The organism is Arcticibacter sp., assembly GCF_045629565.1.
Classification (GTDB): Bacteria; Bacteroidota; Bacteroidia; order Sphingobacteriales; family Sphingobacteriaceae; genus Arcticibacter.
Map to the genome: position 1 here is coordinate 103,458 of NZ_JAZQRL010000028.1, position 26,920 is coordinate 130,377.

General features: G+C 45.7%; 24 protein-coding genes, 4 tRNA genes and 1 riboswitch. Of the genes, 11 read left to right on the forward strand and 17 right to left on the reverse strand.

Annotation, left to right across the window (positions count from 1 at the left end; all coding sequences use genetic code 11):
- Positions 1–2: 2 nt before the first annotated feature.
- From ACKI5J_RS03435 to ACKI5J_RS03460, 6 genes are all read right to left on the reverse strand, one after another.
- Positions 3–1,271 carry a TolC family protein gene (locus ACKI5J_RS03435; RefSeq protein ID WP_407426531.1) on the reverse strand — a complete coding sequence of 423 codons (1,269 nt, stop codon included), beginning with the start codon at positions 1,269–1,271 and terminating at the stop codon, positions 3–5.
- Positions 1,272–1,281: 10 nt separating this feature from the next.
- Positions 1,282–1,899 carry a TetR/AcrR family transcriptional regulator gene (locus ACKI5J_RS03440; RefSeq protein WP_407426533.1) on the reverse strand — a complete coding sequence of 206 codons (618 nt, stop codon included), beginning with the start codon at positions 1,897–1,899 and terminating at the stop codon, positions 1,282–1,284.
- Positions 1,900–2,327: 428 nt separating this feature from the next.
- Positions 2,328–2,399: transfer RNA gene (locus tag ACKI5J_RS03445), tRNA-Glu, on the reverse strand.
- Between the two features lie 35 nt (positions 2,400–2,434).
- Positions 2,435–2,510 (reverse strand) — tRNA-Met (locus ACKI5J_RS03450).
- Between the two features lie 70 nt (positions 2,511–2,580).
- Positions 2,581–2,652 (reverse strand) — tRNA-Glu (locus ACKI5J_RS03455).
- Between the two features lie 42 nt (positions 2,653–2,694).
- Positions 2,695–2,767, reverse strand: a tRNA-Met gene (locus tag ACKI5J_RS03460).
- A 132-nt stretch (positions 2,768–2,899) separates the two neighbouring features.
- On the opposite strand from ACKI5J_RS03460, the gene era reads away from it, so the two are divergent.
- The 3 genes from era (at position 2,900) to ACKI5J_RS03475 (ending at position 5,375) form a co-directional block, all read left to right on the forward strand.
- On the forward strand, positions 2,900–3,778 hold the full coding sequence (era, locus tag ACKI5J_RS03465) for a GTPase Era (RefSeq protein WP_407426535.1): 879 nt from the start codon (positions 2,900–2,902) through the stop codon (positions 3,776–3,778).
- A gap of 87 nt (positions 3,779–3,865) precedes the next feature.
- A complete protein-coding gene (gene der / locus ACKI5J_RS03470; protein WP_407426537.1) occupies positions 3,866–5,167 on the forward strand; it encodes a ribosome biogenesis GTPase Der in 1,302 nt (433 codons plus the stop codon).
- 1 nt (position 5,168) lies between these two features.
- On the forward strand, positions 5,169–5,375 hold the full coding sequence (locus ACKI5J_RS03475; protein ID WP_407426539.1) for a hypothetical protein: 207 nt from the start codon (positions 5,169–5,171) through the stop codon (positions 5,373–5,375).
- A 9-nt stretch (positions 5,376–5,384) separates the two neighbouring features.
- Here the strand turns inward: ACKI5J_RS03475 and ACKI5J_RS03480 are convergent, their stop codons facing one another.
- Positions 5,385–6,998, reverse strand: coding sequence for a S41 family peptidase (locus ACKI5J_RS03480; protein WP_407426541.1), 1,614 nt, complete (start codon positions 6,996–6,998; stop codon positions 5,385–5,387).
- A 121-nt stretch (positions 6,999–7,119) separates the two neighbouring features.
- Here ACKI5J_RS03480 and ACKI5J_RS03485 point away from each other — a divergent pair, with 121 nt between their 5' ends.
- The 4 genes from ACKI5J_RS03485 (at position 7,120) to metF (ending at position 13,040) form a co-directional block, all read left to right on the forward strand.
- On the forward strand, positions 7,120–7,290 hold the full coding sequence (locus tag ACKI5J_RS03485; RefSeq protein ID WP_407426543.1) for a hypothetical protein: 171 nt from the start codon (positions 7,120–7,122) through the stop codon (positions 7,288–7,290).
- A 211-nt stretch (positions 7,291–7,501) separates the two neighbouring features.
- Positions 7,502–8,068: a hypothetical protein gene (locus ACKI5J_RS03490; protein WP_407426545.1), complete on the forward strand. Its 567-nt coding sequence runs from the start codon at positions 7,502–7,504 to the stop codon at positions 8,066–8,068.
- 62 nt (positions 8,069–8,130) lie between these two features.
- Positions 8,131–8,244: riboswitch (SAM riboswitch) on the forward strand.
- A gap of 71 nt (positions 8,245–8,315) precedes the next feature.
- Positions 8,316–11,999 carry a methionine synthase gene (gene metH / locus ACKI5J_RS03495; protein ID WP_407426691.1) on the forward strand — a complete coding sequence of 1,228 codons (3,684 nt, stop codon included), beginning with the start codon at positions 8,316–8,318 and terminating at the stop codon, positions 11,997–11,999.
- An 87-nt stretch (positions 12,000–12,086) separates the two neighbouring features.
- Positions 12,087–13,040: a methylenetetrahydrofolate reductase [NAD(P)H] gene (metF, locus tag ACKI5J_RS03500; protein ID WP_407426547.1), complete on the forward strand. Its 954-nt coding sequence runs from the start codon at positions 12,087–12,089 to the stop codon at positions 13,038–13,040.
- A gap of 93 nt (positions 13,041–13,133) precedes the next feature.
- Here metF and thrC read toward each other — a convergent pair whose 3' ends face one another.
- From thrC to thrA, 3 genes are read right to left on the reverse strand one after another with little or no spacing between them, the layout of a single operon-like run.
- A complete protein-coding gene (thrC, locus tag ACKI5J_RS03505) occupies positions 13,134–14,441 on the reverse strand; it encodes a threonine synthase (protein WP_407426549.1) in 1,308 nt (435 codons plus the stop codon).
- Positions 14,442–14,446: 5 nt separating this feature from the next.
- Positions 14,447–15,382, reverse strand: coding sequence for a homoserine kinase (locus ACKI5J_RS03510; RefSeq protein ID WP_407426551.1), 936 nt, complete (start codon positions 15,380–15,382; stop codon positions 14,447–14,449).
- Positions 15,382–17,829 (reverse strand): bifunctional aspartate kinase/homoserine dehydrogenase I, encoded by a 2,448-nt coding sequence (gene thrA / locus ACKI5J_RS03515; RefSeq protein WP_407426553.1) that lies wholly within the window; start codon positions 17,827–17,829, stop codon positions 15,382–15,384. The genes ACKI5J_RS03510 and thrA overlap by 1 nt, the downstream gene beginning before the upstream one ends.
- 301 nt (positions 17,830–18,130) lie before the next feature.
- On the opposite strand from thrA, the gene rsgA reads away from it, so the two are divergent.
- The 3 genes from rsgA to ACKI5J_RS03530 are packed head-to-tail and all read left to right on the forward strand — an operon-like array spanning position 18,131 to position 19,840.
- Positions 18,131–19,051, forward strand: a complete 921-nt coding sequence (gene rsgA, locus ACKI5J_RS03520) for a ribosome small subunit-dependent GTPase A (RefSeq protein ID WP_407426555.1) — start codon at positions 18,131–18,133, stop codon at positions 19,049–19,051.
- Positions 19,051–19,509 carry a D-aminoacyl-tRNA deacylase gene (gene dtd / locus ACKI5J_RS03525; RefSeq protein WP_407426557.1) on the forward strand — a complete coding sequence of 153 codons (459 nt, stop codon included), beginning with the start codon at positions 19,051–19,053 and terminating at the stop codon, positions 19,507–19,509. The genes rsgA and dtd overlap by 1 nt, the downstream gene beginning before the upstream one ends.
- A gap of 4 nt (positions 19,510–19,513) precedes the next feature.
- Positions 19,514–19,840: a nucleotide pyrophosphohydrolase gene (locus tag ACKI5J_RS03530; protein WP_407426559.1), complete on the forward strand. Its 327-nt coding sequence runs from the start codon at positions 19,514–19,516 to the stop codon at positions 19,838–19,840.
- Between the two features lie 9 nt (positions 19,841–19,849).
- Here the strand turns inward: ACKI5J_RS03530 and ACKI5J_RS03535 are convergent, their stop codons facing one another.
- The 6 genes from ACKI5J_RS03535 to ACKI5J_RS03560 form a co-directional block, all read right to left on the reverse strand.
- A complete protein-coding gene (locus tag ACKI5J_RS03535; protein WP_407426561.1) occupies positions 19,850–20,587 on the reverse strand; it encodes a 2-phosphosulfolactate phosphatase in 738 nt (245 codons plus the stop codon).
- Between the two features lie 5 nt (positions 20,588–20,592).
- Entirely contained in the window at positions 20,593–21,669 is a 1,077-nt protein-coding gene (gcvT, locus tag ACKI5J_RS03540) for a glycine cleavage system aminomethyltransferase GcvT (RefSeq protein ID WP_407426563.1), read from the reverse strand.
- Between the two features lie 114 nt (positions 21,670–21,783).
- Positions 21,784–22,410 (reverse strand): ribonuclease HII, encoded by a 627-nt coding sequence (locus tag ACKI5J_RS03545; protein ID WP_407426565.1) that lies wholly within the window; start codon positions 22,408–22,410, stop codon positions 21,784–21,786.
- A 2-nt stretch (positions 22,411–22,412) separates the two neighbouring features.
- Positions 22,413–23,657: a PP2C family protein-serine/threonine phosphatase gene (locus ACKI5J_RS03550; protein WP_407426567.1), complete on the reverse strand. Its 1,245-nt coding sequence runs from the start codon at positions 23,655–23,657 to the stop codon at positions 22,413–22,415.
- A gap of 31 nt (positions 23,658–23,688) precedes the next feature.
- On the reverse strand, positions 23,689–24,765 hold the full coding sequence (locus tag ACKI5J_RS03555) for a glycosyltransferase (RefSeq protein WP_407426569.1): 1,077 nt from the start codon (positions 24,763–24,765) through the stop codon (positions 23,689–23,691).
- 37 nt (positions 24,766–24,802) lie between these two features.
- On the reverse strand, positions 24,803–25,777 hold the full coding sequence (locus tag ACKI5J_RS03560; RefSeq protein ID WP_407426571.1) for a lysylphosphatidylglycerol synthase domain-containing protein: 975 nt from the start codon (positions 25,775–25,777) through the stop codon (positions 24,803–24,805).
- A 132-nt stretch (positions 25,778–25,909) separates the two neighbouring features.
- Here ACKI5J_RS03560 and ruvC point away from each other — a divergent pair, with 132 nt between their 5' ends.
- Positions 25,910–26,479 carry a crossover junction endodeoxyribonuclease RuvC gene (gene ruvC / locus ACKI5J_RS03565; protein ID WP_407426573.1) on the forward strand — a complete coding sequence of 190 codons (570 nt, stop codon included), beginning with the start codon at positions 25,910–25,912 and terminating at the stop codon, positions 26,477–26,479.
- A gap of 39 nt (positions 26,480–26,518) precedes the next feature.
- Here ruvC and ACKI5J_RS03570 read toward each other — a convergent pair whose 3' ends face one another.
- Positions 26,519–26,917, reverse strand: coding sequence for an HIT family protein (locus ACKI5J_RS03570; RefSeq protein WP_407426575.1), 399 nt, complete (start codon positions 26,915–26,917; stop codon positions 26,519–26,521).
- Positions 26,918–26,920: the final 3 nt, after the last annotated feature.

Here is a 26,920-nt window from a genome sequence, read left to right on the forward strand (position 1 = left end):
ATTTAGTTTCCTGCTAGGGTATTATAATCTACTTGTGCCTGGATCAGCTGCAGCCGGTGGATGATTAAATCCTGCCTGGCCTGATCCTCGGCGTTCACTTCCCGTATATAATCTGCTGCATGGATGACCCGATTCTCCAACTGCGCTTTAGCAGCGGTTTTTACCTTTTCCCGCAAAGCGATAATCTGCTTATCGGTCTCGACGAGCATCTCCAGCTTTTCTATTTCGGCCTTTTGCTGGCTTAGCCGGGAATTGGTATTTAACAGGAACGTTTCCTTTTGGATATTGACAGATTTAGCGTTGATATCGTTTAGCTTTCTTTCTTCTTTGGCTGTATACAAGTTGCTGATGTTCCAGGAAAACCGGACTCCGGCGAGGTAAAACCAGTCAAATTCGTTCCGCAGCATATTCAAACCGGGTCTGCCATACCCACCCTGTCCGAAAAAGATCGCTTTGGGCAAATTTTTAGCACGCAGCAATTGCCTGTTCTGATGAATCAATTCGGTTTGCTTCGTGTAGAAATTGATCTCAGGACGCCTGATTTCCGAAACGATTATTGTCGGAGACGGAGCCCGCAGCTGAACATTTTCATCGATGGGTGCTTTCAGGAAGAGAGACAATGTTTGCACTAATCCCTTTTTCGAAGATTTCAGCTCTATATTTCGCTGTTCTATCTTCAGCTTCTCGGCCTCAAGACTATTCAGGTCGGAGCGGAAAGCGACTCCGTTCTTTACCAGCGCACTAGTCTGACGGATCCCGGTCTCTAAATCCGACTTAACAAGGTCGATTTGTTTAATCTGCTCGTCAAGTAACAGAATGCCGAGATATAACTGGTTGATACGCTCACGAAGGTTATACAGCTCCACTTCATTTTTTTCTTTTTCCACCTCGGCGTTCAAGCGTTGCAGCTGCTTTTGTTTACTTATTAATCCTCCGTCAAACAATACCTGGCTTATATCCGCAATCGCTTTATACTGATCCTTGCTCATCGGATCTACCAATACCCCGGGCAGTGATATATTGACTCTGGTGACTTCAGATTGGTAGGCAGCTTGTCCGACTAATGAAAGCTGAGGATAATAAGCTTTATTTAAATTTTGAATGGTTAGTTCGGCGGTCTCCTTAATTAAGTCTTTCTGTTGAATAGCCGGATAGTTGTCGCGCGCCCGTTCCTGTACCTCTTCCAGGCTTAATCCCTGCGCAGATAAACTCCATGGCACTATTACGAATGCCCCTGCAACCAAATAATTGAGCCACCTGATTAATTTCATGGCAAGTTTTTTAAATTCTCAGTGCCTGTATAATAAATTCAGGAACGAGCTTTTTCCGCTCCTTCATGAAGAGGAAAAATTCTTTATCATTCGTTCCGGTTATCATCTGGAGCATGGGCTTTCCTATAAACGGAAAAACGCAGAGTGCCATAATGTTCATAAGAAGCTGAGCGGGATGTATTGGTCTGATCTCCTTCGCTTCGATCGACTGTTGTATTTGCAGCATAAATTTTTCTAGTCGTGGTTTGCTGCCACCCCACATCTTCCTTAAAAACTCCTCGGGCTGCTTGTGCATCTCATTCATAACGAAAAGCGGTAAATAAGGATTAGCTATAATCCTTTCGATATATTCATCAGCAAAAGCTTCAATCTTTTGCTGCCATGATAAATCAGCATTCATTATCTCGTTTATTCTCGGAACCAGACGGGAGACCGTTTCCATAAAGATCACCTCGAACAGTTTATCTTTACTTCGAAAATAATAATGCAATAGGGCCTTGTTAATGCCGGCTTCATCGGCAATATCCTTCATACGCGCTCCAGCCATGCCCTTAGAAATAAAAATTTTCTTCGCAGCATCCAATATTTTTTCTTCCGTAGACCGATCCTTTACCATTAACCAAGACATTTAACCACTTGGTTAAATGTAGAGATAATTTCACTAAAACAAAACGATTACGTTTTTTGGTCGAGGCTTAGAAAATGTCCAACTGGTCTACTCACCGAATTACTCACGAGATGCATATCAAGCAGCGAATAATCAGGCGATGCTTTAAATCAAAAAACCCTGCATATGATGTCATTTGCAAGGTTTAATTCTTTGGTATGGATGAAAGCAGCCCGCAAGGGGACTAAAAATATTGTTTATCGTAGTAAACCCCGCTCCCAGTAATCTTTACCAGATGAAGAAGAGCCAATAATATTTTTTCCTGTAATTAGGTAGTTCTCTTTGTCGAATTTGGGTGAGTACCGGCGAACCGTATAAAACGGGAAACCGCCTTTAAACAAATTAAAGGCGGTTTCTGAATCTTCCGGGCTCTCTTTGGAGCCTCTCAGTAGCCCGCAGGGGAATCGAACCCCTATTTCCAGAATGAAAATCTGGCGTCCTAACCGGTAGACGAGCGGGCCATTAAAAGCGACTAACATTACTGCCATGCTTTCTTTGGTAGCGGGGACCAGACTCGAACTGATGACCTTCGGGTTATGAGCCCGACGAGCTACCAACTGCTCCACCCCGCACTGTTTTATGTCCGGATAATCATTCCTGATCATCCTTACTTTGCTCCGCTTTCTCAAGCTTCACGTGTTGTAGTCCATAGGGGAATCGAACCCCTGTTACCAGAATGAAAATCTGGCGTCCTAACCCCTAGACGAATGGACCATTCAAGCTAAGCAAAAGATAAATCTCTATGCTTACTTCAGGTAGCGGGGACCAGACTCGAACTGATGACCTTCGGGTTATGAGCCCGACGAGCTACCAACTGCTCCACCCCGCACTATTTTTTTCAATCAGCAACAGCTTTTTTTTCTGTTTTAGCTTTGAAGAATAACTTCCAGCACTGTTTGAATTGGACTGCAAAGATATATTTCGTTTCTTTGCAGTCCAAATCTTTTTTAAAAAATATTTCATGTCACATAAAGCCGGATTTGTAAGCATAATTGGGAAGCCCAATGCAGGGAAGTCAACATTGATGAATGCCCTCGTTGGTGAGAAGATGTCTATCATTACACCCAAAGCCCAAACCACCAGACACCGGATTCTGGGAATCGTCAACGAACCGGATTATCAGATCGTATTTTCGGATACCCCAGGAGTGATCAAACCGGCATATGGCTTACAGGAAAGCATGATGGGTGCAGTCAACGATTCGTTGGTAGATGCCGACATTATTTTATTCGTCACCGATATCAACGAACGTCACGACGAGTCAGACGTAATAGAGAAGTTAAAGAATACCCAGTCTCCGGTAGCTGTCATCATTAACAAGATCGACAAATCACAGCAGGAGTATGTATTCCCCAAAATTGAGTACTGGAAACAGGAATTGAATCCAAGCGCAATCTTTGCCGTATCGGCCCTTCATGAACATAATGTTGCCGGCGTAATGGATTATATCATTCAGAACCTGCCCGAGCATCCTCCCTATTACGATAAGGATACGTTGACCGACCGCAACCAGCGCTTCTTTGTATCTGAAATCATCAGAGAAAAGATTTTCACCCTTTACGCACAAGAGATTCCTTACAGTACAGAGGTGATCGTCACCGAATACAAGGAGGAGGAAAAAATGGACCGGATCAGTGTCGAGATTATGGTCGAGCGCGATTCGCAAAAGAACATCCTCATCGGGAAAGGCGGCGAGATGCTTAAAAAAGTGGGAACCTATGCCAGGCGCGACATTGAGGAGTTTATCCAGAAGAAGGTATTTCTCCAGATGTTTGTCAAGGTAATTCCAGATTGGCGCAACCGCAAGAACTACCTGAAGAGATTCGGGTACGAAGATTAAAAAAAACACTTAAGCCACAAATGGCTTATCTTTACCAGCAAACAAACAGGCTGTTAACGGAAATACGGACCTGAAATACAAATAATAATGAGCAATATAGTAGCCATAGTAGGACGTCCAAACGTTGGAAAATCAACTTTATACAATCGCCTGACGGAAACCCGGAAAGCAATTGTAGATGATATGAGCGGCGTGACAAGAGACCGCCATTACGGACTGGCAGAATGGATCGGGAAACCCTTCACAGTAGTAGATACAGGCGGATACGTGGCGCATTCAGAGGATGTCTTTGAGGCCGCAATCCGCGAACAGGTAATGATCGCAATCGAAGAGGCCACAGTAATCCTCTTCATGGTAGATGTAACCACCGGAATAACAGATCTGGACGACAGCATCGCCGATATACTCCGCCGAAGCAAAAAACCGGTATTAGTCGTTGCCAATAAGGTCGATAACAATGCGCTGATCAACGAATCGCATATTTTTTACAGCCTCGGACTTGGCGACATCTACTGCATCTCGTCAATGACAGGCTCAGGCACCGGCGAATTGCTGGACGAGGTCGTAAGCCACTTCCAGGAAATCCAGGAAGAAGCTAACACACTTCCTAAATTCACCATCGTAGGTCGCCCCAACGTAGGTAAATCATCTCTAATCAATGCCCTGATCGGAAAAGAAAGGAACATCGTTACCCCTATAGCAGGCACCACGCGTGATTCTATTCACATTCACTACAACCAGTTCGGCCATGAGTTTATGCTGATTGACACTGCAGGTCTTCGTAAGAAAACGAAGGTGAAGGAAAACATCGAGTTCTACTCCGTAATGAGGACAATCAAGGCGATTGAAGAAGCGGACGTGAACATCCTGATGATTGACGCGGTTGATGGCATTGAGTCTCAGGACATCAATATCTTCCACCTTGCTGAAAAGAACAAGAAAGGCATCGTGATCCTGATCAATAAATGGGATTTGATTGAAAAAAATCACAAAACCACTAAAGTTTTCGAGGAAACAATCAGAGAACGCTTATCCCCTTTTACCGACGTACCCATCATCTTTACATCGGTGATCGAGAAACAACGTATCTTCAAGGCTCTTGAAGCGGCAATGGCAGTTTACGAGAACAAAACCAAGAAGATCTCTACATCAAAGTTAAATGATGTAATGCTCCCTATCATAGAAAACAACCCTCCGCCGGCGTTGAAAGGAAAGCATATCAAGATTAAATATATCACACAGATTCAGGCAAGCTCACCGATGTTTGCTTTTTTCTGTAACCTGCCGCAATATATCAAAGACCCGTACAAGCGGTTCCTGGAAAACAAGCTGCGTGAGAACTTTGACTTTACCGGAGTTCCTATACAGATATTTTTCAGACAGAAATAAAATGAAATCCAAGCTAGTTAGCTTGCTACGCTTCTCGTTCATCCTGCTAATGGCAGGATGTGCGACAGGCAGCAGCAAGAGGGATATCGAAATCCAGGACTCCCTGGAAACAGTCAGAATTGCAGACTCTCTTCTTAACCTTGAACTTAGCCTTGAAGACAGTCTTGAATGGGAGATTGATACCGCTTCAAGCCCTGCGAAACGGTAAAGGTAAAGCTTATTTCAGTACGGCGATTGACTTTTCGATCATACTATCCGTTTCATTCAAAACCCGGTAGTAAGCGTCTTCACCAAAGTAGAAGCGTGCTAATAGTGCCTTCATGTCAAGCATAATGGCCCCTTTGGCCTCCTGAAATTCCGTTGCTGTGAATGTGATCTTTCTTTTGTCCGCAAGGGCTCGCAGCTGCTTATAATGACTGCTGTTTAAGCTGAAGTTATCCAGGAGATCTTTCAGACTTTCCGGCCTCGCCTTTTTAATCAGATAGCTATATACCAGCTCATTTAATACGGCGTTACTGCTTAATGAATAATAAAGTGGCGTATGTCCGACTGTATCAACAGGAACATAAATATCCGGCATCACACCACCGCCGCCGAATACTACTCTTCCCGAAACCGTTTTGAAGTACTTACTTTTAGTCGCATACAGGCTGTCCATCAGATGTTTCTGATCGAACACCAGTTCACCATTCTTTATCCGGTTTGATATTTCTTTAAAATATTCGATTTTTCCGCGGGTATACGGCTTTTGAATGGATCTGCCCGAAGGGGTATAATACCTGGCTACCGTCAGGTTCAGGGCTGATCCGTCTCCGAAGTTGAATTGCTCCTGCACCAATCCTTTTCCAAAAGACCGGCGCCCCACAATGGTCGCCCTGTCCAGATCCTGGAGCGCCCCTGCGACAATCTCACTTGCCGATGCGGTACCCTCGTCTATCAGAATAACCAGCTTCCCTTTCTCATAATCCCCTGCACTTGTAGCAAAGTAGTCGGTACGTGGCTCGTGTTCTCCCTGTGTGTAAACTATTAACTCCTGGTCTCCTAAAAATTGATCCGCCAAAGCAGTAGCCGCGTTCAGGTATCCGCCCCCGTTTCCCCGAAGATCTACGATGAGCCCCTGCATACCCTGTTTTTTAAGGCGTCTCATCTCGAAAAGGAAATCCTCGTCTGTCTTCGCCCCGAACTTGCTGATTTTAATATATCCCACACGGTTCTGGATGAGATAGGAAACATCGATGCTGCTTACCGTTACTTTTTCACGTGGAACTTTAAATACGATATCTTCACCGGAACCATAACGCCTTACTGTTAACCTTACAAGTGTGCTTTGCCTCCCCCTGATTAAGCTTACAATTTTGGTTGGTGTTATACCAACACCTGCAATGTTTTGGTCCTCTATCTTAACAATCTGGTCACCGCTCTGCAGCCCCGCTTTTGACGCAGGTCCGGTTTTATTAATATGGGTAATGATTAAGGTGTCGTTCAACAACTGATATTCAATACCGATACCGTTATAGTTACCCTCCATATCATCCGTAAACATTCGCGCCTCAACGGGTGGAAGATAGGCGGAATGCGGATCCAGATTATTCAGAATCTCATCGATCGCCAGGTTTTGCAGGGTATCCGTCTTGATGGGGTCTACATAGTTTTCTCTGATAATATCCAGCACCTGCTCCACTTTACCTCCATCTCCAGCCGATCGGAAAATTTTAAACGAGCCGTTTCTGGAGTTCACATCCTCCTTATGAAACTTGGGCCCTAAAATCATTCCTAACACCAGCGCACCCGAATAACAGGCAGCTATTAACAAATTTTTCCGAGTAGACAATGCGTGATTATTTCGATGCTAAATTAACACTTGGAATGTCAACTTTCCGTCCTCTTTTTAAATAGTTTGCAGATTTAAAAGAAAATTCAGGCCCGATTGACTGAGCGGGTTAATTCGATGATTGACGCGCATAAACGCCTGGCTCTATCTTGATGCAGGGCAGCTCCTGACCAGGTTAAGGGCAGCTCCTGACCAGGTTGTAGGTGCAGCCACACTGAACCCGCCCTGTAGCCACAGTGTAGCCACGTATTTGTGGAAAAAGGTGGCTACAACGTGGCTACAGGGCGGCTAGAATATGGCTGCACCCACTAGCAGCCCACCAGCAGCCCACTAGCAGCAGGCCAGCAGACAGGAAGGCGGTTACCTATTGCTTACCTATAAGCCAGGGTTGATGGCATCAATAGCAAACAAAAATTCCCGTCGGCTTTCGTAAGGTTCAAAAGAAATGGCCTTATATTTGCCTTTGCTATCAATAGAAAAACATTTAAAAATACGATCTCAAAATGCACGAAATAGAACCATTTTATCGCTGGCGGGATGATTATGTAGCTGCGGAGGATGAGCTTTCACCCTTCTATCAGACAGAGTATAGTGAATTTGAGTTCGATAAAAAGATCTACAACTATTTCATACATCCGCAGTGGGATTATTTTGGATCCCAGACCCTTTATCTGAAGGTCCTGTTCGTCGATTATGAGCGCAACTTCGCCATCATAGAGTTCATCGGTGAATGGAACGACACCATCTACAATGATATCATGCTTTTGAAACGCGAGATCATCGAAATGATGATGCACGAAGGGATTAACAAGTTTATACTGCTGGGGGAGAACATTCTGAACTTCCACTCGTCAGACGATTTGTATTACGAAGAATGGTTCCAGGACGTAGAGGACGGATGGATCGCGGCTATCAACTTCCGGGAGCATGTTATCGAAGAATTCAAGAAAAGCAATATCGATTATTATATCAACTTTGGCGGTTCTCTGGACAACATCCCCTGGCGCACACTCAACCCGCAACAGCTGTTCTCCAGAATCGAAGATCAGCTAACCAGGCGGCTTTACTAGTCAACTTGAGTATCCTTTCAGCAAGCATTTGCTTTTGACTGAATTATATCGCATTTTTGCAGTGCTTATAAAGAAAGACGGAGGGAGTAGACCCTGCGAAGTCTTAGCAACCTGTGCTTACAAGGTGCTACATTCTATCTCGATTTTATTCAAAGAAATAAGGGAAAAGATAAGTTAATGGCAGAATCCGAAGGATCTTTCTAAAATAAGCTTTATGCAGGCATACCTGCTTAATGCTAAATACAACATGGATATCAGGAAAGAATTAGAAAAACGCATTCTCGTGATTGATGGAGCAATGGGGACTATGATCCAGCGCTACTCCCTTTCTGAGGATGATTTTCGTGGCGAGCGATTCAAAAACCACCCTTGCGACGTAAAGGGAAACAATGACCTGTTGAATCTTACCCGTCCCGACATCATTAAAGCCATTCATGCTGAATATCTGGAATCAGGCGCCGATATTATTGAGACCAATACGTTCAGTACGCAACGTATCTCAATGGCTGATTATAAGATGGAGGACCTTTCCTATGAGCTCAGCTTTGAGGGGGCCAGAATAGCAAAAGAAGTAGCTACTGAGTTTACACTGCGCAACCCGGATAAACCGCGGTTTGTTGCGGGTGCTGTTGGTCCTACCAACCGCACTGCTTCCATGTCTCCTGATGTAAATGACCCGGGATACCGGGCGGTGACCTTCGATGATCTTGTCGGCGCTTATGATGAACAAGTCAGGGGTCTGATCGATGGAGGTGCGGATGTGTTGCTTATCGAGACTATCTTTGATACACTTAATGCCAAAGCCGCAATATTCGCTATCAAGGAATACGAACAGGTAATTGGACGAAAAATCGATATTATGATCTCCGGCACCATCACGGATGCGAGCGGAAGAACACTATCGGGACAGACTGTTGAGGCTTTCCTGAACTCCCTTACACATGCCAACCTGCTCAGCATTGGCTTGAACTGTGCGTTGGGTGCTAAGGAAATGAGGCCGCATATTGAAGAGCTTGCTGCTAAAGCTCCTTGTTATGTTTCGGCTTACCCAAATGCCGGACTTCCCAATGAATTTGGTGCGTACGACGAAACGGCTCATGAGACGGCTCACCTCCTGGAGGATTTTATAGAAAGCGGCTTTGTGAACATCGTGGGTGGCTGTTGCGGAACCACACCCGAGCACATTGGCTGTATCGCGGACAAGGCAGCAAAAGTTGCGCCCAGGAAGATACCGCAGGTAGAGCCTTACATGCGTCTGAGCGGCCTGGAACCTGTCACGATCAAGCCGGATACGATGTTTGTTAACATCGGGGAACGTACCAATATTACGGGCTCGCCCAAGTTCTCGAAACTGATCCTGAGCGGCAACTACGAAGCGGCGTTGGCAGTAGCCCTGCAACAGGTTGAGGGCGGTGCCCAGATTATTGATGTCAACATGGATGAGGGGATGCTCGATTCGGAAGCCGCCATGACCCGTTTCCTGAACCTGATCGCTTCAGAACCCGATATTGCAAAGCTTCCTATAATGGTCGATTCTTCTAAATGGACGGTCATAGAGAACGGACTGAAATGCCTGCAGGGAAAAGGAATCGTGAACTCGATATCGCTCAAAGAAGGTGAGGAAAAGTTTGTCCGGAGCGCTCAAACGATCATGAAATATGGAGCTGCGATAGTGGTGATGGCATTTGACGAGCAAGGTCAGGCCGACAACTACGAACGACGCATCGAAATATGCAAGCGCTCCTATGATATATTGGTGGATAAGGTGGGCTTTCCTCCTCAGGACATCATCTTTGACCCCAACATCCTGACAGTAGCGACAGGACTGGAAGAACATAATAATTACGCTGTTGATTTCATCAACGCCACCCGCTGGATCAAGGAAAACCTTCCTTATGCAAAAGTAAGCGGTGGGGTATCCAATATATCCTTCTCCTTCAGAGGGAACAATGTGGTGCGTGAGGCCATGCACTCCGCTTTCCTATACCATGCCATCAAGGCAGGTCTGGATATGGGGATAGTAAACGCCGGGATGTTAGAAGTGTATGAGGAAATACCAAAGGAACTGCTCGTGCGCGTGGAGGATGTCCTGCTCAATCGCAGGGAAGACGCCACGGAGCGCCTGGTGGACTTCGCCGAAACGGTAAAAGCGAAGGGAAAGGAAGTGGTGAAGGATGAGGAATGGCGTAAGGGATCTGTGGAAAAACGCCTGTCGCATGCACTTGTAAAAGGTATAACGGAATACCTGGACGACGACGTAGAGGAGGCGAGACTGACCTACGCACGGCCTTTGCAGGTTATCGAAGGGCCGCTTATGGACGGAATGAACATTGTAGGTGACCTCTTTGGTGCCGGTAAGATGTTTTTGCCTCAGGTAGTAAAATCGGCCCGTGTTATGAAGAAGGCGGTTGCTTATCTGCTTCCTTTCATTGAAGAGGAAAAGCTGCTGAATCCTTCAGATACCAGTTCAAGTTCGGCAGGAAAGATTTTGATGGCCACTGTAAAGGGTGACGTGCACGACATCGGCAAGAATATCGTCGGTGTGGTACTGGCCTGCAACAACTTCGAGGTGATCGACATGGGTGTGATGGTTCCGGCCCAGGAAATCTTAAAGCGGGCAAAAGAAGAAAATGTCGACATCATCGGACTTAGTGGACTGATTACTCCTTCTCTCGATGAGATGGTACACTTTGCCAAAGAAATGGAGCGCGAAGGCTTCACCATGCCGCTGATGATCGGCGGTGCCACTACTTCGCGGATTCATGCTGCCGTGAAAGTAGCTCCTAATTATTCGGGGTGCGCTATACATGTACTTGATGCTTCACGAAGTGTCTCTGTTTGCAGCAACCTGATGAATCCGGAAACGAGGGACGATTATATTCAGAAAGTAAAGGATGAGTATGCTAAGGCAAGAGAAGCTCACTTAAACAAACGGACAGACAAAAAGCTGAAGACGATTGAAGAGGCGCGGGCGGACAGGTTCCGGATTAATCTGGACGCTGTAGTGCAAACTGCCCCAGCGTTCACAGGAACGAAAACGTTTGAAGATTATCCCCTTGAAGAGCTCCTTCCTTATATTGACTGGACTCCTTTCTTCCATACCTGGGAGCTGAAGGGAAGCTATCCGAAGATCTTTAATGATCCTAACGTAGGACCTGAAGCAAAAATACTTTTTGACGATGCTCAGCTTTTGCTGAAGCAGATCATCGACGAGAAGCTATTGAAAGCAAAGGCCGTGATCGGCTTTTGGCCAGCTTATTCGGATGGGGATGATATTGTGCTTGACCTATCCGGCACAGGGAGCTTTGATGCGGATAAGACAGCCACGATATACACACTAAGGCAGCAGGCCGAGAAAGTAAAGAACGACCCGTACTACGCTCTGGCCGATTTTATTGCACCGAAAGAGTCAGGCGTCAAAGACTATTTTGGTGGTTTTGCAGTGACTGCGGGAATCGGTACGGATGAACTGGTTGAACGGTTTGAAAAGGTGCATGACGATTATAACAGTATCATGGTTAAAGCCCTGGCGGACCGTCTGGCGGAGGCTTTCGCCGAAAGGATGCATGAGCTGGTAAGAAGGGAGTACTGGGGGTACGCGAAAGATGAGGAGCTCACGAACGCCGATCTCATCAAAGAGCAGTATCAGGGAATCAGACCGGCACCGGGATACCCGGCTTGTCCTGATCATACCGAAAAGCGAACCTTGTTTGATCTCCTGGAAGCGGAAAAGAATGCGGAGATCCATTTAACCGAGAGCTTCGCCATGTATCCGGCATCGTCGGTGAGCGGGTTTTACTTTTCGCATCCTGAGGCTCGGTACTTCGGTTTGGGAAAAATCAACAAAGACCAGGTTGAAGACTATGCGGGGCGCAGGAACGAACCGGTTGAGCTGGTGGAGAAATGGCTGGGTCCTAACCTCGCCTACTAAGGACTGCTTATATTTAGTTATTAAAGTTACAGCAGCGCAAGACATTACCATGTCTTGCGCCAGCTCCATTATAAAGAGACCATTCCGATGAAAATCACCGAACATATTGAAAAAGCCGCAGGGAAAACGCTGTTTTCTTTTGAACTCATACCTCCCATAAAAGGAAATGGAATCCAACAGATCTATGATGCCATTGATCCGCTTATGGAATTTAACCCTCCCTTCATTGATGTAACCTACCATCGGGAAGATTATATTTATAAACAACATCCCACCGGTTTGCTGGAGCAGGTTGCCTATCGGAAGCGTCCGGGAACCGTCGCTATTTGCGCTTCGATCATGAACCGCTACAAGGTAGATGCTGTGCCGCATTTAATCTGCGGAGGCTTTACCAAGGAGGAGACAGAGAACGCGCTTATCGATCTCCAGTTTCTGGGAATCGATAATGTTCTGGTCTTGCGTGGCGATGCCCGTAAAGCGGATGCATCTTTCATCCCAACACCAGGGGGGCACACTTATGCAACAGACTTATTAGAGCAGGTCTCGAACTTCAACCGGGGCAAATATCTGCACGATAATTACGATACCAACAGAACTGATTTTTGCATTGGAGTAGCGGGTTATCCGGAAAAGCATTTTGAAGCACCCAACCTGAAGACAGACTTCAACTACTTGAAGAAAAAAGTGGACATGGGTGCAAATTTCATTGTTACTCAGATGTTCTTCGATAATCAAAAGTATTTTGACTTTGTCAGAACCTGTCGGGAAAACGATATTACGGTACCGATCATTCCCGGCCTGAAACCGATCACTTCGGCAAAGCAGCTGATTAATCTGCCTAAGATATTTCATATTGACATTCCCGAGGACTTAAGCGATGCCGTTCTGGCATGCTCTGACGACAAGGCTGTGAAGGAAGCAGGAATAGAGTGGATGATTCAGCAATCCAGGGAACTCATGAAGTTTGGTGCGCCCGTATTGCATTATTACACCATGAGCAATGCGGAACCCACGCGACGTATTGCGGAGGCTATATTTTAGGTTGTGCTATTGCTGCGCGGCTGGCAACGTTATACAGAAAAGGGAAGCTCATTGCATGGTGAGCTTCCCTTTCTCAATATCTGGTGGAGCGAATTAACTGTTGAGCAGGTAATTCTTGAATGATTCATAATCTGCGCCCATTTCAACAGACTGCTTAGGCTTGCCGAGAAGGTCCGCAACCTGATCCGGGATGGTGATACTGTCCTTAATCTTGCCTTCGTATACATCAGGAAACTTGCAGGGGTGAGCTGTTGACAGAAAGACCGCTGTACTCGTATTGTCTCTGGAATCGTAACGATACTGACCGATTGCCATCCAGGCAATCGCTGTATGCGGACAAACTACATATTGGTAATCTTCAAATACTACATTGACCGCATCTGCCGTTTGACCATCATCATAACTGTAACCCGTTACCACTTCTTTCAGGGCCTCTGCATCATCATGAAAAAGGTTCATAATCCTGACCCAGTTACTTGGATTCCCGACGTCCATTGCGTTTGATAACGTTGCAACAGATGGCTTAGGCGTATAAACACCGGTTTGCAGAAACTGAGGGACGGTGTCATTAATATTAGTTGCCGCAATGAAATGCTTTACGGGAAGCCCCAGCTTCCAGGCCAGCAGACCGGCACCTATGTTGCCGAAATTTCCGCTTGGGACGGAGAATATGATATCGGTTTTACCTTGCCGCTTCAATTGCGCATAAGCATTGAAATAATAGAAAGTCTGCGGGATGAGCCTGGCGATATTGATAGAATTCGCCGAGGTGAGACGAAACTTTTCGTTCAGATCCTTGTCGGTAAAGGCTTGTTTAACCAGCGCCTGGCAATCATCAAATGTGCCGTCGATTTCCACAGCGCGGATATTCTGACCGTTCGTGGTAAGCTGCAGCTCTTGTATCAGGCTTACTTTGCCTCTGGGGTACAAGATGGTGACCTGCGTGTTCTCCACACCCAGGAAGCCTAAGGCGACAGCTCCGCCGGTATCACCGGAAGTCGCTACCAATACGTTGAGCGTCTTTTCTCCGTCTTCCATAAAATACCCCATCACACGGCTCATGAAGCGTGCTCCGAAGTCTTTAAACGCAAGTGACGGACCATGGAATAGTTCCAGAACATAGGTATCCTCATCGAGCTTTACTACCGGAGCCGGGAAATTTATCGCATCTGCTACGATAGATTTCAGGTCATCTTCAGGAATGGCACCATCAAGAATATGGTTAGCCACTTTGAACGCAATCTGCTCCAGCGAGCACATCTCGATGTTGTCCAGAAACTCTGCGTCTAAGGGCGTGATCGTGTCCGGCATATAAAGTCCCTTGTCCTGCGGCATGCTGTTGAACACGGCCTCCTTGAAATCAACGGTGAGGCCAGGGTTGTTTGTGCTGTATAATTTCATCTCTCTTAATCTAAAATACGTGGTCCTTCACCATTTATGGGAGACACGTATGTTTGACATCCTATTTGTAATGCGTTTAAGTGCTTCTTTATTTCTGACGTGATCTTGTCAGCGGTTTCCTTATCCCTGGCAAAGGAGAATACGGAAGGACCCGATCCGGAGATACCAAAACTAACGGCACCAAGGTTCATGGCTATTTCACGCAGTTTATAAAAGTCGGGTATCAATATGGAGCGAACGGGTTCCACCAGCACATCTATCATGCTCCGGCCGATGAGGTCGATGTCTTTGGTATATAAGCCAGAGACCAGACCAGCAACATTTCCCCATTGTATTACAGCGTCCTTAAGGAAGACCTTATCACGGATCATACGCCTCGCGTCGCGGGTAGGGACGTCAACATCAGGGAAGACGATGGCGCAATACAATGACTCGGGGTAAGGCAGCTTAATCAGGTCAAGCGGCTCGTAGCTGCGGATCAGGATAAAGCCTCCCAATAATGCCGGGGCAACGTTGTCGGCATGTCCTGAGCCACATGCCAGCTCCTCCCCTTTCATAGCGAAGGGCACGAGATCCATGCGGCTTAATGGTTCATCCAGCAACGTGTTGATTGCATATAAGCCGGCAACTGTACTTGCGGAACTGGATCCAAGTCCGCTACCGATCGGCATTTTCTTATGGAGTTCTATTTCCACCCCTATATCTGGCCGGCCGATATGCGCAAGATAATCCTGTACACTGGCACTAACCGTATTTTTTGAAGCATCCATAGGCAGCCTTCCGTCGTCGCCTGTTATTTTAGTAATGATGACACCAGGCTCGGCTTTCCGGCGCATGATGACCTCATCACCCGGAGCATCTACTGCAAAGCCGAGCACATCAAAACCGCATACTACATTCGCTACTGTAGCAGGGGCAAAAACTTTAATAGACTCTTTCATTATGCTCCTACATTAACGATGTCAGAAAATACACCGGCAGCGGTAACTTCAGCTCCTGCACCCGGACCTTTTACAACAAGCGGACGGTCTTTATATCTGTCTGTGGTAAATGATATAATATTGTCACTGCCCGACAGCATATAGAAGGCGTGGGAGTCATCTACCATTTGCAAGGTGATAGCAACCTTTCCATCTTCCAGTTTACCGATATACCTGAGCACCTTTCCAGTCGCTTCAGCTTCCTTTTTTATCTGCTCGAAATAGTCGTTATTGGCGAGTAGCTCCGCATAGAATTCGTCAACTGACTGGGCATCCAGACATGATTGCGGAAGAATGTTCTGTATGCGGATATCACTCTGCTCGAGCTCATGACCTGCGTCACGGGCGAGGATTAGCATTTTTCTCATGAAGTCCATACCACTAAGGTCATCACGTGGATCGGGCTCCGTAAAGCCTTTCTCCTGGGCGAGTTTCACGACATCGTGGAAGCTGGCATCACCTTTGAAATTGTTAAATATAAATGAGATGGTACCCGAAAGGATTGCCTCTATGCGAATCACCCTATCTCCGCTCATCATCAGATCTTTCAAAGTCCGGATGATCGGCAGGCCGGCACCTACATTGGTTTCATAGTAAAAGTCAACGCCATGCTTATGAGCCAGGTCACGGAAATGACGATACTGGGCATAGTCGGACGAGTTTCCTATTTTGTTACAAGTCACGACGGAGATATTGGAGCTGAATACTTCGGCGTAGCGGCTGATTGGAAGAGCGCTTGCTGTATTGTCTACAAAAACGGCGTTGGGGAGGTTCATTTCCTTCATCCGGGAAATGAACAAGTCAAGATCGGCATCTTCACCGGATTCAAACAGCACCTCCTGCAGGTTCTCCAGGTTCAGACCTTCCTGATTAAACGCCATCTTCCGGCTGTTGCTGATACCGATCACATTGATCAGTATGCCGTTCTGTTTCTGCAGAAAGTCCCTGTGTTCTCCTATCTGGCGGAACAACGTTTTACCGATATTACCGGTTCCAAGACAGAATACGTTAAGGGTCTTCTTCAGATCCGTATAGAAAGCGTCATGGACAGCGTTTAAAGCCTTCGCCAGGTCATGACGTGATATAATCACCGATATATTGTACTCGGACGAACCCTGGGCAATAGCTCTTACATTGACACCATTCCTGCCAAGCGCCTGGAAGAGGGTTCCGGAGATACCGGGAGTTTCTTTCATGTTCTCACCGACGATCGCCAGGATAGAGAGAGATTCTTCGATGACGGGAAGGTCTATCTTTTTGGCTTCCAGTTCGAGTTCAAACTCACGCTCTATAAGTCTTCTGGCGTTCAACGCGTCTGCCGGCTTGACAGCAAATGTAATACTGTGTTCAGATGACGACTGGGTAATGAGGATCACGTTAATCTGCTCTCGCGCGAGCAATGAGAATAACCTTCCGCTAAATCCTGCCTTACCCACCATTCCGCTGCCCTGCAAGTTCAGGAGGCTGATCTCGTTGATGGATGATATTCCTTTGATATTATGCTTTGCATCCCGGCAATCATGACGGATAACTGTTCCGGGAAACTCCGGCTCAAACGTATTGCGAATAACAATAGGGATCTTTTTAAGAAAGGCCGGGATCATGGTTGGAGGATAAATAACTTTCGCCCCGAAATAGGAAAGCTCCATTGCCTCAGTATACGATAACTCTTCCAGAGGAAAGGCCTTTTTTACCATACGAGGGTCTGCGGTCATCATTCCATTCACATCTGTCCAGATCTCGATAGCTTCACAGTGAAGTGCAGAACCGATCAGCGCAGCAGTATAGTCACTTCCTCCGCGTCCAAGAGTCGTTATCCTGCCTTCTTCGTTGCTTGCGATAAAGCCGGTAACAAAAATAAGCTTTGCTGCATGCTGTTGGTAAAAATCACGAATAAGCATTTCAGAAAGAGGCGTATTCACATGTGCCTGTCCGAAGTTGCTGTCTGTTCTGACGAGCTCGGTAGCATCAGCAAATACTGCTTCTCCAAAATGCTGCTCTGCGATCTTACTTACCAGTAAGGTGGAGCAGCGCTCACCATAGCTCAAAACAAGGTCATTAATCCTTGGGGTTAGTTCGCGCAGACTCGAAATACCTTGCAGGATATCTTCCAGCTCGTTAAAATACAATTTCAGCCTGGTGAACACCGGGTTTTGGCGAGGGACATCAAGCAGTGCTTTGATGACATCAAAATGTCTGTTTTGAAGCTCTGCCAGGTATTCTGTGAAGCTTTCACCTGACGCGGCTTTACTGGCCATCGTAGAAAGAAGGTTGGTTACTCCTCCCATAGCGGAGAGTACAACTATAGGAGACCCGTTATCTGCTGTTTCCCGTTTAAGAATTTCGATTATGGCGCTTATACTTTTTTCTGAGCCTACGGAAGTACCGCCAAATTTAAGAACCTTCATTTATTCGTTATTTTATAAAAAAAGCGCCTTCCCCTTATCGGAGGAAGGCGCTTGTAATGGTTTCTTTTTTTATGTTAAAGTTACACCATAACCGATCTTCCTCCAGGCCATATCAGCGTGATGGTAGTAGTCGTAATAAAAATGGTATAGATAAGTATATTCATTTTGTGTGCCTAAAATACGCAGTTAATATCAATAAAACCAAGTGGCTGACACTTTTTTTGACTAAAAAAGCTTTTGGGGACATAATTATGTTATAAGAAGCATCCGGTTTATCCGCAATTCTTAAATTTACAGCTTTATGCAAGGATTAGTTATTAAGTCTACGGGGAGTTGGTATCAGGTTGCGACCGACACAGGGAATATTGTGGACTGCCGTATAAAGGGAAAGTTCAGAACGAAGGATATACAGACAACCAATCCGATAGCCGTTGGGGACCGGGTGGATATTGAAATGGAGCCAGAGCAAAGAACCGGCATCATTACCCATCTCGTTCCGAGAAAAAACTATATTATACGTAAGTCGGTCAACCTGTCTAAACAGGCTCAGATTATTGCGGCAAACCTGGATCAGGCATTTTTGGTCGTTACACTTGCCTCCCCAAGGACATCGCTTGGCTTCATTGACCGATTTCTGGTGACAGCTGAGGCCTATGATATCCCTGCCAAGCTAATCTTTAATAAGCTCGACCTTTTCAGCGAGGAAGGCATGGAGATACTTGCCGAATACAAACATATATATACCAGCATCGGGTATCCATGCTATGAAGTTTCTGCGCTTGAAGGTACTAATCTCGACATCATCGAAGGACTGCTTAAAGATAAGGTCAGCCTTTTCTCCGGTCATTCGGGTGTGGGTAAGTCTACGCTCATCAACACGCTGATCCCGGGCATGAGTCTGAAGACCGGGGAGATATCCGACTGGAGCGATCAAGGGAAGCATACAACCACCTTTGCTGAGATGCACCCCCTTCCGGGTGGTGGTTACCTTATTGATTCGCCGGGAATACGAGAGCTGGGGGTAATTGACATTGACAAGGGTGAACTGGGGCATTTCTTTCCGGAGATGCGAAAGCGCATGAATGAGTGCAGATTCAATAATTGCCGCCACATCAATGAACCGGGATGTTCTGTACTTGAGGCGGTTAAAAATAATGACATAGAGCTTTCCCGCTATGAAAGTTACCTGAGCATTTTTCACAATCACGACACCAGAAGCTAATGAGAGCAGTTATTCAACGTGTAACAGAAGCTTCGTGTATAGTGGATGGAGAAGTAACAGGATCTATCCGGCAAGGCTTGCTGGTGTTGCTTGGCGTTGAGGAAACTGACACGGATACAGACATTATCTGGCTCGCCCAGAAGATTGTCCATATGCGAATCTTTGGTGACGACGAGGGGAAGATGAACCGCTCACTGGTTGACATCCATGGCTCTATTTTACTCGTTTCACAATTTACGCTGTTCGCCTCAACCAAAAAGGGGAACCGGCCGGGATTCACCCGTGCTGCAAAGCCCGGCACCGCTATACCTGTGTATGAACAGATGAAGGCGGAGCTTTCCAGACTTACCGGCATGACGATAGCAACAGGCATCTTTGGTGCCGATATGAAAATCAATCTGGTCAATGACGGTCCGGTCACGATCGTGATGGACACACAGGACAAAGACAATCACTAAGGATATGAAAATCGAAGAAGCACAGGCACTGGTTGACAGTTGGATAAAGACGACCGGGATCCGCTATTTTAATGAACTTACCAATACGGCTATCCTTATGGAAGAGGTGGGCGAAGTAGCAAGAATCATGTCCCGACGCTATGGTGAGCAGTCTTTTAAAGAATCAGACAAAGCCGTTGACCTGGGAGATGAAATGGCTGACGTCCTTTTTGTGTTGATATGTCTTGCCAACCAAACAGGCATTAACCTGACAGAAGCACTGGAGAAAAACTTGCAAAAAAAAACGATCCGGGATGCGGATCGTCATCAAAACAATTTGAAGCTTAAGTAAGACCTGGCGCTACTTAAGCTTTACAAGCTTATCTCCTTCAAGTACCGGAATAGCAGTAGTAATATCTATGTTTAAACAAAAGGATATGTCGGCTTCGATTCCAAGTTTCATTAAGCGCTCACTGTGAGAAGTCTTTTTCAGATAACCACGCAGATCATCTTTTGCCAAAAGATAGAGGTCTTCGGCGGCGATAGAGGAGTCGTCGGGCGTATAGGCTGCAGGCTTAAGTTTGTTAACCATTGCACCCGCAAAGATGGTATCTTCGAGATTGAACTTGTTCTTCCAGCCTGCGCAAACCAGGAGAACGTTTTGCTTCGTGCTGATCAGATAATCGGCAAGGGCAGTGAGATTGAAGAATGAGCCTATAAGTATCTGTTTGGCGCTTCGTGACAGCTGTATGGCATGCGTACCATTGGTGGTGGTTAGCACAATCGTTTTTCCCTCCACTTTTTCAGCAACATAAGAGAAGGGGGAGTTGCCGAAGTCAAAGCCTTCGACTACCCTGCCATCGCGCTCAGCAGCGAGCAGGCATCCGCTACCATGATAAGCAGAACATTCTTCCACATGAGAAACGGGTATAATTGCGCTTGCACCGTTCTCTATACCATAACAAATGGATGAGGTTGCCCGGAAAATGTCTATTACAACGACGATACTGTTTTCAATATCATATAAGGGGAGCAAGGCGGGAGTAAGGCAAACTTCCACATTTAAGCTGCCTTGATTGTCGGATTTTTGAGTTTTCAACTTATCTATACAAAAGGAAATTTAACAACACGAGCCCGGACACCGGCATTTCGGATGGCGATAAAAATTTCCGTTCCGGGTTCTGCAAAGGCGATATCTACATAACCCATACCTATAGCCTTTTGAAGTGTAGGAGACTGTGTCCCTGAGGTTACGTGGCCTATAACATCTCCAGATTCATTGGTAATGGGGTAATTATGGCGTGGAATACCTCGCTCAATCATCTCAAAACCTATAAGTTTATTTTTAAGGCCCGCCTTCTTCTGCGCTTCAAGTGCTTTGGAATTGGTAAAATTGGTGGCGAATTTTGTGATCCAGCCAAGTCCCGCTTCCAAAGGAGAAGTGGTATCATCAATATCGTTTCCGTAAAGACAGAAGCCTTTCTCCAGACGCAACGTATCGCGTGCGCCAAGGCCGATAGGCTTGATATCACTATCTTTTCCAGCTTCAAAAATAGCGTCCCAGATTTGTACGGCATGCTCATTGTCAAAATACAGTTCGAAACCGCCCGCACCGGTGTAACCTGTTGCCGAAATTAATACGTTTTCCACACCTGCGAAAGTCCCCTTCTTAAAGGAATAATACTCCATGGAAGATAGGTCGATCTCCGTCAACCGTTGCAGGACGGCAGTTGCTTTAGGGCCTTGCACCGCCAGCAAGGATGTGCGGTCTGAAATATCCTTGATTTCCACGTCAAAGTCATTATACTTCTGGATCCATTGAAGGTCTTTTTCAATATTGGACGCGTTCACCACGAGCAGGTATGTACTCTCGTCGATACGATACACCAGGAGGTCATCAACGATTCCTCCATCCTCATTTGGAAGATAGCTATATTGCACTTTCCCGTCAACCAGTTTAGACGCATCATTGGATGTAACACGCTGAATAAGATCAAGAGCACCTTTTCCTTTAAGAATAAATTCGCCCATGTGACTTACATCGAACACACCAACACCATTTCTTACGGCAGCATGTTCTGCATTGATCCCTTCATACTGAACGGGCATATTGAATCCGGCAAACGGCACTATTTTGGCTCCGAGAGCAATATGTTTTTCCAATAAAGCAATGTCTTTCATAAAATTCTATTTATATGAGGAGTTATCGAACGCTTAGGGACTCAGAATAAAGTCGCAGCGCGACAAAAATATAAATATGCGGGTAACATTCAAGCAGATTCAACCAATAAAGGGCTAAACAAGCTCAATATCTGCATCAGACGAATGAAAAAGATCCATTTGAGGATCTGTTACCCGAAAAGTTTTCCGGTGATAAGGAGAAAATCCATGCTTCAGCACAGCATTCCTGTGTTTTATTGTGGGGTAACCTTTGTTAGAATGCCATTCGTACTCGGGATGGAGACACGCGATCTTTTGCATGAATTCATCACGATAGGTTTTTGCAAGAATAGAGGCGGCAGCAATAGAGAAATACTTTCCATCACCTTTTACGACGCAGGTATGAGCGAGTTCGCCGTATTTTTTAAACCGGTTACCGTCAACAAGTACATGTTCAGGACGCATGCTCAACATATCCAGGGCCCTATGCATAGCAAGGAAAGAAGCGTTCAGGATATTGATCCTATCGATCTCTTCATGATCTACGTCCGCCACGGCCCAGGCAAGGGCATTTTTTTCAATGAAGGTTCTTAGTCCGGCTCTTTCTTCCGCCTTTAATTGCTTGGAATCAGTGAGGATATCGTGAGCAAAGTCCCGGGGTAAAATAACCGCCGCAGCAAATACCGGTCCGGCCAGGCAACCCCGTCCTGCCTCATCACATCCCGCTTCAACAAATACATCCTGATAATAAGGCAACAACATTTCTAATGAATTTTTAACGTAAGCAAAGTTATATCATCTGAATTCATTTTCGCCATTTTAGACAATTGAATATCGATTAATACACCGCGGTTTATAATTTCAGGTCTTTCCTGACTGTTTCTCAGCAAAATATCGGCTAGTTCCTCTTCGCTAATGAAGATATCCTCTTCAAAGCTTTCGATCAGCCCATCGGTATAATTGAATATTAAAGTATTCGGGGAGATTTCCTGCTTTCCGACGTTGACGAATGGCAGAACATCAAAGACCCCCAATAAAGTGGTGCCCAATTTCAGGGATGAGACCTTGCCATCGACAACAAGCAAGGGGGCGTTATGCCCGGCGTTCACATACTCCATATTCCTTGTCCGTATATTATACCGGCCAAGGAAGAGGGTAATAAATCTCTCTCCATTGGTATTTTTAGTAACCACTTCGTTCAGTTTACGGATAACGGTTGCGAGATCCCGTTCTACTGAAGTCCAGGCCCGGAGGCTGGCCTGTAAATTAGCCATAAGTAATGCCGCAGAGATACCCTTTCCGGAGACGTCGGCTATACACCAAATGAATTCGTCATCATCTAACCGGATGAAATCAAAATAGTCACCACCGATACTCTGATGTGGCAAATATGTAGCGGATATCTCATAAAACTCGCTTTCGGGAAGAGCTAAGGGGACGAGCATATTTTGCACCTCACCCGCCAGCTCGACATCTCTCTGGAGCCTTTCCCGGTGAACACGCTCCTGAAAGAGCTTTTTATTCTCAAGTCCTACAACTATTATATTAATAAGCGTTTGAATAAAGTTGAGCTCATGACTGAGCAGTTCCGGAACCGCATTAAAGTCGCCGATCAATACAAAGGCAAGTGTGTTGTTTTTATGTCTGACCGGCACAAAATAGTTAAAGCGTTTAAGAGCAGGATCGTTAAAGTCGTTTAACGACGAAATTGTCTTCAGGGGAGCAAGGGTGTTGCACATCTTCTGCGTTTCGGTGAGACTTTCGGCCGGAACCCCGAAACGGGAAACACATACGAACCGTTTATCCTGCTTGACCATCATCATCATACAACCTACGTTGAGATTAGAGCGCAGGACTACCTCCAACATCTCGTACAAGATTGAGGCATCACTATTTTTATTAATGGCCAGGGTAATCTCGAGCAAAGAATTAAGCTCAGCTTGCCGTTTCAGCAGCATCTGCACCAGGTCTATGTCCGGCTGATGCTCAATATGCCTCTCTTCTTTCAATGTTTATTCTATAGATAATGATGTACTATCGTTAACGCACTAATCGGCCTTTCCATATATACTTACCGGAATTTCCTGCAATCCCGATATAAATAATATAAACGATATGGATGACCGTAAGTAAGGGCAAATATTTCATAAGCCCGGATCTGTTTGCAAAAGCCGTGACCGGATTTAAGAAGAACATTTCCGAAATATACTTCATCGATATCGCGGCGAGAGCTACCATCCAAAGGTCCGCAAGGTACAACCCAAGCACCACATTTGCAAAGATCATGAGGTTAAAGAGCCATATGGCAACACCCAGGGCAACAATTTTTTTATCCTTGTATCGGGTACTCTTGGATGCCCATCTTTTTCGCTGACTGATAAACTCAGGCAGATTTTCCTTGGCGTCGGTATAAACGATAGCGTCAGTTGATTTACAGAAGCCAATCCCATCAGGATACCTGGAAGCAACTTTATGGAGGAAAAGCTCATCGTCTCCCGATGCCAGTTCATCTATGCCCTTAAATCCACCCAACTCCAAAAACACATCCTTACGATAGGCCAGGTTCGCTCCGTTACAGGTAGACGGCATCTTATTTCCTATAGAGGCGGCCCCTAAGCCGATGAGATAGAGAAATTCAAGCGTTTGAAGTCTTTCGAAGAAACTCTTTTCCTGATGGTATACGACAGGTGACGAGATCAGCTTACTACCGGTTTGCAGATAGAAACTTACCACTGTTCTTATCCAACCGGCCTTCATCCTGCAATCTGCGTCTGTTGTAATAATAAGTTCTCCGGATGCGAGCTTGATAGCCTCGCTGATAGCCTTCTTTTTATAAGAGTTTAACTTCTCTTTTTCATTAAGACGGATCAAGCGGACACCCTTATCCTGGTAAGAAAGAACGATATCAGAGGTACGGTCTGTAGAGTGATCATCTACGACGATCAATTCGATAAGTTCTGCGGGATAGGATTGTGCAAGTATGTCTTCGATGGTCAGTGCAATTTTGGTTTCCTCATTTCTGGCGGCAATCAGAATGCTGACCTTGGTTTGGAAAACGCTGTCAACCGGCTGGAAGACCGGAATGGAAGACCATCCTTTCCGAAGAAAAAATATCACTGATACATATAAGCATGTCAGCGCCAGAGTTAGGGTACTAATTACGAGGAGTGCCAAAGAAGTTAAGCTTAAATACGAAGACGGATCCAAGGATAGCCGGGATGATTAGATTAACCAACCAGATACAGGCGGTTGAGGCCATAATGGCGACTTCGTGATGGGTGATAAAACTAAAGAAATACGTTGCAGTCATTGCCCTGACTCCAACGTCCAGCAGATCGAGAGAGGGTAACGCTGACTGAATAAAAAACAAGATCAGAATCATCATGACCATGCTAAAAAATGGAATTTCAGGAATCAGCAATTGTATAACGACGCAGTACTGAGTGGTAAATACCACAAATCTAGCCAGAGAATAATTAAAGACAACAATAAGATCTCTTTTATTATAACGAGCCAGTACTCTGATAAACTTTTTGAACCGCTTGAGAAAGGAAATGCCGGATAATAAGCCGATCAACAGCCTTATATTAAAATAGAACAATAAAAAAAACAAAGAAAATATTGTAGTCAGAAAGAAGAGCGCAAACAATACCCAGGTGCTGGCGTCGGTAAAACGCCAGATAAACCAAAGAATAGCAAAGGAGCCCAGGACATTGGTTATCACCATTTGCCCTATCGCACCAACGCCCATAGCGATGGCACCAAAGACACGCTTACGGGGCGACAGGAAGAATATTCTTCCTCCGTACTCACCAATCCGGTTAGGCGTAAAAATAGCCCATGTCAAACCGCAGAACACTGATTCTATGGATTTCCACAAACTTATCCTTTCAATGCTATTCACCAGATACTTCCATTTAAGTGATTCAAGGAACCAGTTCAACAGCATGAGAATGAAGAGAACCGTCATAGCTGAATAGACATGCCAACTCTGCAGTTTCGCCGTAAGCATCTGGAAATCGCGCAGGTTGCTGTTATCGTTCAGCTTGTGGATGATGAATACCGCCGCAAGGATCAGCACAGAAAACTTTAGGATGATGCTTATTGCTTTTTTGCTAGTTTGATTCAAAGCGATTCAATGTATGGTGCAATGTTACGGAAAAGTTGATAACCATACCCCAATTTGATCACTTGTGTCTAATAATTCCTTCATGTCGGACGTCGTTTCCGGATAGCGCCATAAAAGTCGTAATATTGCTTTGTGATAGTAAAGAACAAGGCTAAGGAGCGTCTGATCCTGGGGATTGACCCGGGAACGGCCATTATGGGGTATGGCCTGGTGCAGGAAATAAAGGGAAACGTAGGGCTCGTTAGCCTGGGTGTTGTAAAAATGGATCATCTGGATGATCATCCATTAAAGCTTAAGCGGATTTTTGAGAAGACTGTTTCTTTAATAGATCAGTATAAGCCAGATTGCCTGGCTATTGAAGCGCCATTCTACGGCAAAAACGTTCAGGTATTACTTAAGCTCGGAAGAGCGCAGGGGGTTGCGATTGCTGCCGCTTTATCAAGGGATGTTCCGATCTTTGAGTATTCGCCACGTAAAATAAAGCAGTCTATAACGGGCAATGGAAATGCGGGCAAGGAACAGGTTGCTTCGATGCTTCAGCGCCTTTTGAAATTTACAGAGACTCCGCAATATCTGGATGCAACGGATGGACTTGCAGTAGCTGTATGTCATTCGTTTCAGCGCAATACCAGCGAGCCGGGGAAAAAATCTTATTCAGGGTGGGAGGCATTCGTCAAAGATAATCCGGCGAGAAAAACATAACCCGCCGGAATAGGTCAGCTGTTTTGGAGTAGCCGCGTGCTATCCTGCGAACTGTGCGGCGATAGCCTGAGCGGTATCTTCCATTTCCTCTTTTGAGAAGTTAAGTTTGGCGGAAGCAAAGTTCATATCGCCGATTGAGTTCATCGGTACGAGATGAACATGTGCATGAGGTACCTCCAGCCCCATGACGGTCATTCCGATGCGCTCGCATGGGACGACTTTCCGGATACTCAGCGCAACTTTCTTTGCAAACAGCATAAGTCCTGCATAAGCATGATCATCCATATCAAATATATAATCAACCTCTTGCTTGGGGATAACCAATACATGTCCTTTAGCCAGCGGGTTAATATCAAGAAAAGCGAGATATTCAGCATCTTCGGCCACCTTATAAGCGGGGATGTCGCCTGAAACAATCTTGGAGAATATAGATGCCATTTT

Bases quoted from the DNA above. Each gene is read 5' to 3' on its own strand.
- ACKI5J_RS03435 (WP_407426531.1), bottom strand. From the start codon at position 1,271: ATGAAATTAATCAGGTGGCTCAATTATTTGGTTGCAGGGGCATTCGTA.
- ACKI5J_RS03440 (WP_407426533.1), bottom strand. From the start codon at position 1,899: ATGTCTTGGTTAATGGTAAAGGATCGGTCTACGGAAGAAAAAATATTG.
- era (WP_407426535.1), top strand. From the start codon at position 2,900: ATGTCACATAAAGCCGGATTTGTAAGCATAATTGGGAAGCCCAATGCA.
- der (WP_407426537.1), top strand. From the start codon at position 3,866: ATGAGCAATATAGTAGCCATAGTAGGACGTCCAAACGTTGGAAAATCA.
- ACKI5J_RS03475 (WP_407426539.1), top strand. From the start codon at position 5,169: ATGAAATCCAAGCTAGTTAGCTTGCTACGCTTCTCGTTCATCCTGCTA.
- ACKI5J_RS03490 (WP_407426545.1), top strand. From the start codon at position 7,502: ATGCACGAAATAGAACCATTTTATCGCTGGCGGGATGATTATGTAGCT.
- metH (WP_407426691.1), top strand. From the start codon at position 8,316: ATGGATATCAGGAAAGAATTAGAAAAACGCATTCTCGTGATTGATGGA.
- metF (WP_407426547.1), top strand. From the start codon at position 12,087: ATGAAAATCACCGAACATATTGAAAAAGCCGCAGGGAAAACGCTGTTT.
- thrC (WP_407426549.1), bottom strand. From the start codon at position 14,441: ATGAAATTATACAGCACAAACAACCCTGGCCTCACCGTTGATTTCAAG.
- ACKI5J_RS03510 (WP_407426551.1), bottom strand. From the start codon at position 15,382: ATGAAAGAGTCTATTAAAGTTTTTGCCCCTGCTACAGTAGCGAATGTA.
- thrA (WP_407426553.1), bottom strand. From the start codon at position 17,829: ATGAAGGTTCTTAAATTTGGCGGTACTTCCGTAGGCTCAGAAAAAAGT.
- rsgA (WP_407426555.1), top strand. From the start codon at position 18,131: ATGCAAGGATTAGTTATTAAGTCTACGGGGAGTTGGTATCAGGTTGCG.
- dtd (WP_407426557.1), top strand. From the start codon at position 19,051: ATGAGAGCAGTTATTCAACGTGTAACAGAAGCTTCGTGTATAGTGGAT.
- ACKI5J_RS03530 (WP_407426559.1), top strand. From the start codon at position 19,514: ATGAAAATCGAAGAAGCACAGGCACTGGTTGACAGTTGGATAAAGACG.
- gcvT (WP_407426563.1), bottom strand. From the start codon at position 21,669: ATGAAAGACATTGCTTTATTGGAAAAACATATTGCTCTCGGAGCCAAA.
- ACKI5J_RS03545 (WP_407426565.1), bottom strand. From the start codon at position 22,410: ATGTTGTTGCCTTATTATCAGGATGTATTTGTTGAAGCGGGATGTGAT.
- ACKI5J_RS03570 (WP_407426575.1), bottom strand. From the start codon at position 26,917: ATGGCATCTATATTCTCCAAGATTGTTTCAGGCGACATCCCCGCTTAT.